The 11,926-nt window shown below is 42.0% G+C and carries 16 protein-coding genes; 11 read left to right on the top strand and 5 right to left on the bottom strand.

Translation table 11 applies throughout. The annotated features are described in order from the left end of the window. The first annotated feature begins 106 nt into the window (after window positions 1-106). Window positions 107-385: a hypothetical protein gene (locus GWP43_RS11650; protein ID WP_162664295.1), complete on the top strand. Its 279-nt coding sequence runs from the start codon at window positions 107-109 to the stop codon at window positions 383-385. Between the two features lie 239 nt (window positions 386-624). Here the strand turns inward: GWP43_RS11650 and GWP43_RS11645 are convergent, their stop codons facing one another. Together GWP43_RS11645 and GWP43_RS11640 are read right to left on the bottom strand one after the other, a co-directional pair. Then, window positions 625-1,404: a hypothetical protein gene (locus tag GWP43_RS11645; RefSeq protein WP_162664294.1), complete on the bottom strand. Its 780-nt coding sequence runs from the start codon at window positions 1,402-1,404 to the stop codon at window positions 625-627. 95 nt (window positions 1,405-1,499) lie between these two features. Next, window positions 1,500-3,296: a hypothetical protein gene (locus tag GWP43_RS11640; RefSeq protein ID WP_162664293.1), complete on the bottom strand. Its 1,797-nt coding sequence runs from the start codon at window positions 3,294-3,296 to the stop codon at window positions 1,500-1,502. Window positions 3,297-3,380: 84 nt separating this feature from the next. Between GWP43_RS11640 and GWP43_RS11635 the strand changes: the two genes are divergently transcribed. The 10 genes from GWP43_RS11635 (at window position 3,381) to GWP43_RS15700 (ending at window position 9,025) form a co-directional block, all read left to right on the top strand. After that, window positions 3,381-3,527, top strand: coding sequence for a hypothetical protein (locus GWP43_RS11635; RefSeq protein ID WP_162661909.1), 147 nt, complete (start codon window positions 3,381-3,383; stop codon window positions 3,525-3,527). Between the two features lie 84 nt (window positions 3,528-3,611). Continuing rightward, window positions 3,612-4,088: a MarR family transcriptional regulator gene (locus GWP43_RS11630; protein WP_162664292.1), complete on the top strand. Its 477-nt coding sequence runs from the start codon at window positions 3,612-3,614 to the stop codon at window positions 4,086-4,088. Next, window positions 4,085-5,002: a 4Fe-4S binding protein gene (locus tag GWP43_RS11625; RefSeq protein ID WP_162664291.1), complete on the top strand. Its 918-nt coding sequence runs from the start codon at window positions 4,085-4,087 to the stop codon at window positions 5,000-5,002. The genes GWP43_RS11630 and GWP43_RS11625 overlap by 4 nt, the downstream gene beginning before the upstream one ends. Continuing rightward, window positions 4,995-5,261, top strand: coding sequence for a flavodoxin domain-containing protein (locus GWP43_RS15045; RefSeq protein ID WP_230977699.1), 267 nt, complete (start codon window positions 4,995-4,997; stop codon window positions 5,259-5,261). Before GWP43_RS11625 ends, GWP43_RS15045 begins: the two co-directional genes overlap by 8 nt. A 55-nt stretch (window positions 5,262-5,316) precedes the next feature. After that, complete coding sequence (locus tag GWP43_RS15040; RefSeq protein WP_230977698.1) at window positions 5,317-5,454, top strand: NADPH-dependent FMN reductase family protein; 138 nt, start codon at window positions 5,317-5,319, stop codon at window positions 5,452-5,454. 46 nt (window positions 5,455-5,500) lie between these two features. Beyond that, window positions 5,501-6,379 carry a DUF4261 domain-containing protein gene (locus GWP43_RS11615; protein ID WP_162664290.1) on the top strand — a complete coding sequence of 293 codons (879 nt, stop codon included), beginning with the start codon at window positions 5,501-5,503 and terminating at the stop codon, window positions 6,377-6,379. 129 nt (window positions 6,380-6,508) lie between these two features. Further along, window positions 6,509-7,423, top strand: a complete 915-nt coding sequence (locus GWP43_RS11610; RefSeq protein ID WP_162664289.1) for a ketopantoate reductase family protein — start codon at window positions 6,509-6,511, stop codon at window positions 7,421-7,423. Window positions 7,424-7,557: 134 nt separating this feature from the next. Further along, window positions 7,558-7,734 (top strand): hypothetical protein, encoded by a 177-nt coding sequence (locus GWP43_RS15035; RefSeq protein ID WP_230977697.1) that lies wholly within the window; start codon window positions 7,558-7,560, stop codon window positions 7,732-7,734. A 63-nt stretch (window positions 7,735-7,797) separates the two neighbouring features. Next, window positions 7,798-8,712 carry a hypothetical protein gene (locus GWP43_RS11600; RefSeq protein ID WP_162664288.1) on the top strand — a complete coding sequence of 305 codons (915 nt, stop codon included), beginning with the start codon at window positions 7,798-7,800 and terminating at the stop codon, window positions 8,710-8,712. A 106-nt stretch (window positions 8,713-8,818) separates the two neighbouring features. After that, window positions 8,819-9,025: a DUF4261 domain-containing protein gene (locus GWP43_RS15700; RefSeq protein WP_462218613.1), complete on the top strand. Its 207-nt coding sequence runs from the start codon at window positions 8,819-8,821 to the stop codon at window positions 9,023-9,025. Here the strand turns inward: GWP43_RS15700 and GWP43_RS11590 are convergent. From GWP43_RS11590 to GWP43_RS11580, 3 genes are read right to left on the bottom strand one after another with little or no spacing between them, the layout of a single operon-like run. Then, window positions 8,995-10,476 carry an ABC transporter ATP-binding protein gene (locus GWP43_RS11590; RefSeq protein WP_162664287.1) on the bottom strand — a complete coding sequence of 494 codons (1,482 nt, stop codon included), beginning with the start codon at window positions 10,474-10,476 and terminating at the stop codon, window positions 8,995-8,997. The two genes, GWP43_RS15700 and GWP43_RS11590, sit on opposite strands and share 31 nt — an antisense overlap. Then, window positions 10,473-11,225: an energy-coupling factor transporter transmembrane component T gene (locus GWP43_RS11585; protein ID WP_162664286.1), complete on the bottom strand. Its 753-nt coding sequence runs from the start codon at window positions 11,223-11,225 to the stop codon at window positions 10,473-10,475. The genes GWP43_RS11590 and GWP43_RS11585 overlap by 4 nt, the downstream gene beginning before the upstream one ends. Continuing rightward, complete coding sequence (locus GWP43_RS11580) at window positions 11,222-11,818, bottom strand: MptD family putative ECF transporter S component (RefSeq protein WP_162664285.1); 597 nt, start codon at window positions 11,816-11,818, stop codon at window positions 11,222-11,224. Before GWP43_RS11580 ends, GWP43_RS11585 begins: the two co-directional genes overlap by 4 nt. Window positions 11,819-11,926 lie beyond the last annotated feature (108 nt).

The raw sequence follows: 11,926 nt of genomic DNA, 5'->3' as shown, positions 1-11,926 counted from the left end.
CGCAGGGCACGTGAACACACTCCTTATTTATAAAGATAGGTGATAATAGCCGAACAGCAGTAAAAAGTCAAGGCTGCCGTTTTTTCTTGAAAATGCGGTTGCACAAATGATTACGGCAACAGGACGTGAACTGTACTATCACACATGGGAAAAGCTCGGAAGTACCCATTACTACGAAGTTGATTTTTTGATTTCGGATAATAGTAAAATTTCAGCATTTGAGGTAAAATCGTCCGGAACGGGAAAGCACGAATCAATCGGTGCATTTGCAAAAAAGTTCTCGGCAAATGTCGGCGCTCTGTATGTATTGTCTCAAAAAGATGTGAGTACGGAAGGAGCCTTGCAAAAGAAGCCGGTATATTTGACACCGTTTCTTGTTCAGTAAACGGTAGCTATCTTGTATTTTGTGCAAGCAGATGTACAGTATCAACAGAATAAGTATACGTGATTGCCCCAATGACAATTACGGAAGTCGAAAATGAAAATTGGTTCGACGCCTACGGTGTGGGCAACTGACATTATGAATAAAGGAAGGGAACAACCGGTTGTACAGGAATCCTGCTGTGCAGTAAAACTTGACTATACAGCAGGAACGCATAGATGGGGATCCGGATGGGGTATCTGTTACTCAAGTACGGCAGGCAGAACCGTATCTTTCGGAATAAAAATTTCAAATTCGCCGGAAATGAAAGCGTTTGAGTTATCGTATTTATAAATTTTCTTGTAATACACGTTGGTAGCAGTTTCGTTTGCGAATAGCCACGACGATCCCTTCCACGTTTCCGTAGTTATTTTACCTCCGCTATTGGGGCTGTCTTGAGTCTGATAATCCGTAAAGGTTTCGACATCCTTTGTTCCCCACGTAGTCTTCAAAGAACCGTGTTTAATACTGCTAAAAAATATCCTAGTGTATGTCGGCATACCGGTAAAAGATGTCATTTCTGCCGAACCGGTTGCCTGCGTGAATTTCCCTTTTATCTTCAAATCTTCCGGGAATTTAATCCCTTCTTCGACCGATAACCCGGGCTGAACCGTACAGTGGCCGTCGCTTTTAAGCGTAATCGTAATGTATCGGAAGCCTTTCCCGTTCAAATAAAAAATACCCTTCCAGACACCGCCGTCTATATTTTTTGCATCAAGACTGTATTTTCCGCTTGTAAGGTAGTCGCTACTGCTTACGCTTTCTTTTTTAAGTGTAACGCTGTGTACCCCAGCCCCTGCAAAGTGTCTTTCAAAATTGCTTTCATTGCTGGTAATAGTCAGATCATTTCCTGCCCATGTGTATGTTCCATAGGAACCCGTAAGAAATTGTTCGGCAGCCCTTGATCCGTCCGGACAGGCGGTACAAAACAAAGCCGCTGCAATAATGGCTGTCGCTGCTGTGATAAATTTTAATTTCTTCATTTATCTTTCCTCCTATCAGTATGTACAATGATAGTTGATTTATCCGATTTAATCTACCGGTAAGGTATCGCCTTAAACAGCGCTTGATACTCATCTTATTTTCCCCACTGTCCCTCTTCGTCCTGCTGTATTGCTGCCAGCCGCGAAACATAGTGTGCAACATGAGTTTGCACAATGTCTTTGATTGGGGCGGTGTAAAAGCCATCGTTATTACAGTCAGCAGTAAGGATTCTTTCTGCGGCGGCGGAGAGCGGCAGAAACCACACTTCGCCGATAGCGGTGTCGTCGTACTTTTCGCCCTTATACACGCCTCGAACAGTCATGCGGTAACTGCCTTTTGGAAGGATGAGCGGATTTTTCACGGCGTTCAGCGCTATCCATTGGTCTGAAAAATCGTTCATAGTGGCGGGGAACATGTCTGCAAGTTCGAGCGCAATCGGCTTTTGAAGCGCGGAGGAAGTGAGCATCATCGACTTTACGCGGTTGTTCTCTTTCCATGTAGCCCCTGCATAGCCCGATTTCGTGAAGACGGTAAAATCCGGGGAGCCGGAGCCATAATCGCTGTATAGTCTCCCCGCGAATCGGGCGAGTCCGTTTGAGGCGAAAGGACCAAGCGCGGCTTTTATTAGTGTAAACTCAATCCACTCGCCGATCCCGTCACCTGCACGCCCCTCGACCCAGCCGTTGAAAAGGATTCCATCGAACGAAGTTTCCACACCATAACCTGATGTGCGAAGGTAAGCGTCTTCGTTTTGATAGGAGAAGTTGATGTGTCCGCCATCTCCCGCGATTTTGTAGGAACCTTTGTAAGCGGAAGACGAGCGGACTTCCTTGACGAATGTCTGCCTGCCATCTTGCCGTTCCCACACTATGGAAAGACCGTCGCGGTACGGCGTTTTGGCCTTGAACACAAGGTGTTCGCCTTTCTGAGGTTTGTAGTTCTCTACTGTATATAGATTAAAGTTCACCCCATTTATCGAAAGCTCTCCGAATTCCGTTTCTTCGAAATTTGCCTGAGAGCCGTGCGCAGTCATTGTGCCGTCGGAAAGCACCACAAAGCTTTTCATCGCCCCTTTCCATGTGCCTCCTGTGGAGATGTCGTAGGTTAGCGCATAGGTGTCCCCACGGTAACTTTTCTTTACCGAATCGATGTCATATTTGACCGAAAGTTTTGACCGTGCCGCCGGTGCAAAGTGCAGCTCATGATAGAAGTGAAGTACGAGCGTGAGTGTGTAGAGTTCTTTTACATCATGCCAGTCATTTTCCGAAATGTAGTTCGTACCTTCCTCGTCCTTTTCCACCGTTGTTTCGATTCCCACTGTCAGGATCGGAACACTGTTCCCATCCTGTTCTATGGAGCACGGTCTCATGACTGAATCGGAACGCTCCGTGCGTGAAAGCTCTGCGAGGTAGTCTTTTGCCGAAAGTGTACGGAGTTTTTTGTCGAGCGAGAGAAGTGCCTCCTTTGCTGTGCCCTCGATGCCGCTTTTTCCGAACGCAATAGCTATCACAGTCTCGTTCGCCATGTAGCCATTTCCTACGGGCACTTCGGCGGAAACAGTACCATCTTTTTTTACGCTGACTTGTGTCTTTACCACCACAGGGAATGCACACGGCACGGTGACGCGTTCCCTCGTGGTATTCAGAAAATCAAAGCGTGCGGTTACTTCGCGCCCGCTGGTTTTATGAAACGTGTCGCTCTTCTTGTCATATTCACCGATATACGTATGCTCCACAACCAGAAGCTCTCGCTCCAGCGCGATTTTGTCGTTCGGCTCCTTGACATAGATGTTCCCGTAAGTCCAGTCCTCCGGCTTGTATGAACCGCCGTCGTCAGTAAATGCCGTGAATGAGGTGAACAAAAGTGCTATGATTAAAAGTGATTTTTTCATTTTATCTCCAAGCGGTTCAGTAAGCTATCCGTTGAACGGACATATTAGATTTCTTTTATAAATTGATTGGATTATATCATAGGAATGCTGCCATTTCAATTAAAAATGCCATCGTGGTTTTGGGAAGAAGAACCGGTGGAATACAATAAACTTTTTGCAATCCGTGCAGGAGTTAAGTTCTTCTTGCTTGGTCTTAAATTGGAAGTTGATGAAACTGATTTAGTGTATTAAAATATTTAGTTGCTAAAACATATTGACATCGACTGCATTTTAATGTATTTTTATTTTAGTAGCTAAAATAAAAAGGGCAATGCAATGAATGATGTAGAAAATCTCATAAAACGGACGGTAAAAATTCAGTACAAAATAAACGCTAATGATAAAAGACCAAGGACTTTCGGTACACAGCATACTTTGTACCAAAGTGAAATTCATTTTATAGAAGCGATAGGTTTGGATGGCGGACACAGCGCTTCCGAGCTTTCGGAAAAACTCGGTATTACAAATGGCGCTGTAACACAAGTTGCCGATAAGCTGCTCAAGAAAAAATTGATAGAAAAATATAAAAAAGCGGATAACAAAAAAACCGTTTATTTTAAGCTGACGAAAGAAGGAATCGTTGCGTATAACAATCACGAGAAATTTCATGCCGGTTTTAACGAGAAACTTGCAGCGTATTTAAATTCACTCTCAAAAAAAGAATTTGACGCAATTGCTCGTTTAGCGGAATTGGTAGATAACAATATTCCCGATTTAAGCTCAAATGAAGGCGTATGGGAGGGTTTACTATGAAAGCTGCTATCATTGTATTTAGTCCTTCGGGACACACATTGGCTGCTGCACGCATGATTCAGAGGAGTATCGAAGAGAAAGGCGGCACAGCGGATATCATAAATATTACAAAAGATGATAACCTGTTGTTTGCCTCAAAATCCGAAAGGCAAAAAATCTTGGAAGAACGCTTACAAGAATTCGATGCTCTTTTTGCAGGCGCGCCGGTATACGCAGGACATGCGGAAACTCATGTATTGCGCATCCTTGAAGCGCTGCCTGAACCGGATCAAAAGCGTTCAAAAATTGCCGTTCCGTTTATCACGTACGGAGGTGCTCATTCATTTATTGCATTGGAAGAGATGGGGCGTGCATTAAAAAAGGAAAAATATGTGCCGGTTTTGGGAATAAAACTTGCCTCCTTTCATACACTGAGCAGATTTTTTCGTACCAAAATACTGGAGCACAAGCCCGGCGATGCGGAAGAACGCTTAATAGAGAAGGTCATAAGTACTATTTTTGATTTATGTTTGCATACGGAACATATACAAGACAATAGCAGTTCTTTTGCGTATACCAAAGTCCCTATGCGTCTTATGCTGAACATACTTTCGCAAGAAAAAATACATGCAAAGTTTAAAACCGTATCGATTATACGAGAAAACTGCCATGCATGTAAAAAATGTATTTCAGTGTGTCCTGTTAACAATTTTATTTTTGTAGATGGTAAGGTATCGATAAAAGATCAAAAAAATTGTATCTTATGCGGAGAATGTTTTTATCATTGTAAAAGCAACGCAATCGATTTTGCATATCGAACGGTTGCGCAAAAAAGATTAAATGATGGAAATATTATTTTGGAAAAAGACCTCTCGGCCGTATACCCCAAACGATACGGCTACATAAATAATGAAGGAGAATTATGCTATGAGTAATGTATGCATTGTATACAGTTCAACACATCACGGGAACACTGAAAAAGTGCTGTATAAAATAAAAGAGAAGTACCCTGAAACAGTTCTGATCAAAGCTGTCGATTTTAATCCCGATGATTTTAAGCGATATGATACGGTCGGTTTTGCCTCCGGAATTTTTTACTTTAAATTTGCGAAACCGGTCGATACACTATTTGAACAAGCGCTTGCAGGCGGTGTACAAAAGCTGTTTTTTTATTTACACCGCTGGAGCGGTTAATACAGGGTTTGAAAAAACGCTGCGTAAAAGAACCGAACAAAACGGAAAGATCTGCATGGGGATATTCGGCTGTAAAGGTTTCGATACCTTCGGCCCCTTAAAACTCATCGGCGGTTTAAACAAAGGCCGACCGAACGAAAACGATTTTAAAAATGCAATCGATTTTTTTGAGAAAAATATTATAAACGCGTAACATTTTTTTCATACTTTCAAAAATAGAAGAGAAGGGTAGGTGAAATATGGATAAGATTTTTCAACAGGATTTAACCAAAGAAGAAAAAGTCGGCGGCATTTTTATTGTAAAGCTCTTGTTTAAAGCGCCGGTAACAATGCCGGCTCGGGAGCAGATGGAAGCGGTGATGCAAAAGCGCTTGGGAGATGCCGAATGTTTTTCATACGATTCGGACACTGCCGTAGCGCAGTTTGCCGCCACTCGATATCGGGCGGAATTTAAGGATGGGGCGTATCCGCCTATGCTAATGATTGCTCCCGCCGCCTTTGACGGAAATACCATTGACGATTTTACCAAAAGCCAGATGTGGGACTGCGGAGACGATAAAGATGCTATTTTGTCCAAATGCCGATATGCACTCATCGGTACCGATATGCTGGCGGCGGCGCTTCCCGCATCGGAGCGTGCAGCACTCGATATGGATTTTACAGAGGCGCTGGTCGAGCTTTTTCCTGGCTGTACTGCCGTTTATTTTGAAAATTCGGGAAAGCTTTTTACTGCAGAAACTATCCGCAACCATACGCTTCCCCGTGAAAACCGTTTTATTCAATTTGCCGTGAACGTCCGCTTTTTTACTATTCAAGGCGGCGAAGATATGCTTGTCGATACGCTCGGCATGAGCTTGTTGTTCTTACCCGACTTACAATATCATTTTCACGGACTCGATCCGAACCTGATTGTAAATCATGCATACAACACCGCGTTGTATCTTTTAATAAATGATAACACCATAGAAACCGGCAACACCATTGACGGTATACCGGACGGTTCAGCGCAGCCTGAGCGATGGATATGCCGCTACGAAGAATCGCTTATACAGCCTGTGCGCGAAGTCCTCGATATAGATACCGGTGCCTACGCTGCGGGTAACAGACAGTATGAATAAACACAACAATGATAGTATCCGGTACACTTTTTGCTGTTATGCGGTTAATGCGATAATATAATATATTGTGAAAAGAGCTGATTTAAGCAACTATTGTGATTTTTGAAATAAAATAACTGAGGCTATACAATGAAACTCTTAATCTACGGTGCAGGAACAATAGGCACGGCATATGGCTGGCTGGTGTCTTGTAATAACGAAGTGGACTTTTACGGGAAATCCGACACGGAAAAAGAAATTACAATCAGCTATAAAGATTTAAGAAAACGATCGACTATGTACCAAACAATGAAATTCGAGCGCAGAATTATTACCCATATTGAAGATCATTACGACGCTATTATAGTTGCCGTAAATCGTTTTCAATTATGTAGCGTCTTACCGCATTTAAAAGAATTGAAAAATAAAACAAAGTATTTTGTGTTTATGCAGAATAACTGGAATATAAAGAACGAAATTGATCCCTATCTTTCTCAAGACGATTACCTTATTGCATTCCCTTCATCAATAGGCGGCGGAAGAGACGAAAAAGGCTTACACATTATCATATTTGATGAAGCAACCCGTTTAGGCGGTTCATCGATTTACTTGCCGCATTTCTCATCATTATTACAAAATTCCAGTATAAACATAACGGTTGATAAAAATATCTTTGAGTGGTTGAAAGTTCATTATTTGCAGCAAGCAATTACAGCTGGTGTGATTGCAGAATACGGTAGTTTTGAAAATGTTATTACAAATCCCAATGCAATTAAGAAAATGGTGCTTGCTTTTAGAGAAGGAATACAGGTGTGCAGATTACTGGGAGTAAGAACGTATCGAATATTTCCGGCATATTTATTTAATCTTCCGGTTTTTTTAATTGCCCGTATATTGCAAAAAATATTTTCCGAACAAAACACATTGGATATGATAATCAACCACATGAAAAAAGGATACAGCGAATGGGTGGTTGGATACAGAGAAGTCTTGAATGCCGGCAGGTCATTGGGGCTCCCCATGAGTGTGTGGGGATCGTATGAAAAATATATTGATTTGACATGAGCTTTACTTGTTGTTTCATACTACTTGCCGTATAGTATATATGGAGAGGCATTTGGTTACATCTTTATAGTTCTTTTCGCCTTAAACAGGCTTGATACTCCCTTGCGTTTTCCGAACTCGGGAAGCTTTTGTTTATGGGTATCTTACCGAACGATAAACGCATGGGAATATGGCTTATCAGTCCCTTATTTTTAGTGATTATTTTATGGTCATTTTGCGGCGATACATGGAAGGAACACGGTTATCATCTGAACATATTGTATGACCATTTTGCAATGCTTTTCAACTCCACTTTTGATTTCTCTTTGTGAATAGACGGTTTATGTAAGATCGGTTAAAATATCGTGCATAATCATTGAGAAGTGAGGCGGTATATGCGAAAACCGAAAACTATTATCAGTATTTTTTGTATGTTTGTATTTGCCGTAATCTGTGGGACGCATGCTGTCGCACAAGAATACGGAAGCGTCGATGACCGAATAATGGATTTTTATAAAACGAAAGACTACCAAAAAGCGCCGGAATTATTGGAATCTTTTTTTAACGACCATCACCCTGACAGAGAAGCCTCGTGGTATTATCCGACGGTATTCTTTTTTTCGAAAATCTTTCCTACGGAACAATCTTTCAATCAGCTTATGACCATATATGGCAAAAGCGATAGCGAAGAGCGGCGATTCCTTATTCTGGTTGTCAGCCTCAAAGATAAACAGCTTTTGAATAAGCTTTATGAAAAAGAAAACGATGCTTATTTAAAAGGCTTTATCAAAGGTATTATCGATGATAAGACCAAGTATGATCCGCTGACAGCCGATATCACTAATTCAACGGAGCTCGATATACTCTGGAGTATTTTTTTTGCAACAGGCGATTCCGCACCTATTCGAAAAATTGCCTCGGTGTTAGCATGGAAAGATATTTTTAAGCATAAGATTACGACGTTTACGGGCACTAAAGAACAAAAAAAAGAGCTTATAAAACTTCTTTCTGATTTTAATATTAAATATAACAATGAGGAGCCGGATGCGCCCATGGAAGACTGCGATATTTCCGTGTTAGATAGCTATACGGAACATCTTGAAAGTTTTAAAAAACTCATTAAAACACTGAATATAACAGGTGAAGAATTGTACCGTGCATCTATAAAAAATGCAGCCTTTTGGTCGCTCGCCGCTAATTTAAATCGTCATCCTCTGGTAAGAACCGAATGTATGAAAATTGCCGATGACAAAGCTGCGCCTGAGAGGAATTTAATACTTTTTATTTTGGTTAAATCTGTTATGTACTAAATTTGAGAACATACAAACTATAATAATCTCAAAGAAAATTGGTAAAATGAACGTCCGTTTCTTTACTATTTAAGGCGGCGAAGACATGCTTGTCGATACGCTCGGTATGAGCTTGTTGTTCTTGCCCGACATACAATATCATTTTCATGGACTCGATCCGAACCTGATTGTAAATCATGCATACAACACCGCGTCGTATCTTTTAATAAATGATAACACCAAGCAAAGTAGCGTATACAGTCCCGCCCCCGTATTCAAAATCAACAATGGCCTCTCATCACCTCACGAAAATATAGAGTTCTGTAATTGCTGAATCCCTTTTGTATTCAATACGTACTGCGATTCAATGCGGCCGTTTTTTACTTCAACGGCGATATCACAGGCCGTCGCAATCAATTCATAATCGTGCGTAATGACAAATATATAGGTGTCATCGGCTTTCAGCGTTTTAATGAGTTCTGCCGTTTGCATCATGTGAAAGAAGTCAAGACCGCTTGTCGGTTCATCAAAGATCAAAATTTTCTTTTTGCAAAAGACCGCTGCCGCAATCGCGACACGTTGTTTTTGTCCACCGGATAACGTCATAGGATGGCGATCTTTTAAACGCTCTATATCCATCTTGGTCAAAACGGCATGCAATGCCTCCTCGTCCGGATTTTTAACGCCAAGCACAATTTCTTCCTTTACACTGTCCGTAAACAACTGATGATTTACTTCCTGCATCACCATATAGCTCACGAATAAGCGTTCTTTTGCCGATTGAATATTTCCGTTTAGCTTAACAGTGCCTTTCTTGTTTTTTAATAATCCGCCGACCACTGAAACCAATGTCGATTTTCCCGCTCCATTGTTTCCGGTAACCGCAATGACGGTTCCTGCCGGAAAACAAGCCTCCGGGATAGTGAGCGAAGGCTGCCCCTTATATTTCGTATAAGAAAAACAAACGTCTTCCATTTGTATTGAGGCATCGGCTCCGATATCTCCGCTGCTTTCACCCTGCTCTTTTATAATAGAAGAAAAACCGCCTAACGAAACCGGCCGTATACCGGTTTCCATCCGTTCTGCAATCGACATAGAATCCAATTCCTGCATGGTGTATTCTTTTTCAATTTGTCCTTCTTTCATATATACCGCACGATCCGCCAATTCTTTGAGATACCGGATTCGGTGTTCTGCGATGACGATGGTTTTTCCGTGCGCTTTTAAAAACTGCAGTATCGATCGCAATTCATTGATAGCGTGATTGTCCAAATTGGAAGAAGGTTCATCCAAGACGTAAATATCGGGATTAACGGCATAAATACTTGCGAATGCGATTTTTTGGTTTTCTCCGCCTGAAAGTTGAAAAATATTTCGGTCAAGGAGCGAGTTTATATGCAGCGCATCGGCGGTTTCATATACTCTATCTTGAATGAGTTTCGGCTCCATTCCGAAATTTTCACATCCGAATGCAATTTCACTTGTCGTATTAACGGTGTAAAACTGTGTACGCGGATTTTGAAAAACGGTACCGACCGTTTTTGCAATCTCATACATCGGTGCGGTAACGGGATCAATTCCTTTCACCGACACACTGCCTGTAAAAACTCCGTTATAAAAGTCAGGCAGCATACCGCAGAGGAGCCGTATCAGTGTGGTTTTTCCGCATCCGCTCTTTCCGCAAAGCAAGACGCATTCGCCTGTTTTAACAGAGAGGTTGATATTTTTGAGGCTTGGCGTATCCGCTTGTTCATACGTAAAAGAAACATTTTGAATATGGATCATAGCCTCACTCCCAGTATTCTAACAATGCACATACCGGCAAAAATACCTGTAACAAGAATCAAAAGCGCTACGTCCTGCCGCTTGAAACCTATCTCCGTCATACAGGTATGTGTGCCCGGATTATCAAGCCCTCTGCATAATGCTGCGGCTGCCAGTTCATCGCTGATGTTCAAGATTGAAATAAAAAGAGGAATCAATATATACGTAATCGTTTCCGACGGTTTGAATAAAAGACTCCGCGCATTACATTCAATGCCCCGCATACGCATCGCGGATTGAATTGCATTCCATTCTTCCCGAATGGTAGGGAAGCAGCGAAAAATTACGGAGCCGGTTATAATCATATTTTTTGGAAGGCGCATCTTCCACAGTGCAGCTACAAAAGCGCTCACCTTTGTTGTTTCAACAGACCACTTTGTTAAAATAAAAATCGGTAAAACCTTGCGTACAAGTGCAACGGCAAAGTAAACCAGCGAAATCAAAGAATGAGACATATAGGGGTGTATCAGTTGTTCAATAGCGGCGCAGACTGCAAAGATGCCGATGCACTTGATTGAGTTTCTCCGGTGTCCTCCGATCGCAAGAATGAGGGAACACAGTAAGAACACGCCCATTTCATAGAATAGCGAGCGGCCTAAAAACATCAGAATATCAAATTCAATCAGTAATATCAATTTAGTTCTGGGATCAAACACTAATCCGTTATTCTGCCGTTTTGTTGTATAGAGTCCGCCCGCAGAATGCTTCATACAATACCTGCTTTTTCCAAACGTTTATGCAATACTTTTTTTGTGAACAAAGAACCGAGCAGCGAGCTGAGCATGGTTGCAATCATCATAACCGGAAGTACCCACCATGGAGTAAGCGCTCGCACCGTATCACAAAACGCTTTGCTCATGCCGCCCTCAAGCGTATGCTGAAAAAAGTAATCCCGCATAACCCAAATAGGAAGGAATCCTCCGAATAGATTGAGTGAAAAAATCGTATGGCTGATTGCGTTCCACTTAAAGCTTTTGTATTGCCCTTTTTTTGCCAACAATACAGCGATGAGACCTGCCGGTACAGCAACCAACGGCGCAATGGGAATATGCCCGGTTGCAATTAAGAACAGACTGGGAATAACCGCTGCAAGAAAGATCGAAATCCATCCGGGCGCCTTTGTCAGCATCGTATGATAGATAGGCGCTGCAAAGAAAGCCACCAGTTCCGGCATCAGCAAGAAAAGCACTGCAACAGGCATACAGATCGCGCCGATGATAACGTAGGTTACAAGATAGAGCGCGATAAAAAGTCCTGCGGCAATCGCCCCTCTGGAAGACTTTGTGTTTTTTTGATTGTCCATAAAACACTCCTTATAATTATAATTATGCGCATTAGCATCGCATTATGTCTTTAACTTCAGTGTGTGAACTTGTAGATTTGAAATCGACAGACAGAATTCGTTCAATAC

The sequence above is a fragment of the Treponema vincentii genome (genome assembly GCF_010365865.1).
Lineage (GTDB): Bacteria > Spirochaetota > Spirochaetia > Treponematales > Treponemataceae > Treponema.
This window is presented reverse-complemented; position numbering and strand designations above follow the sequence as displayed.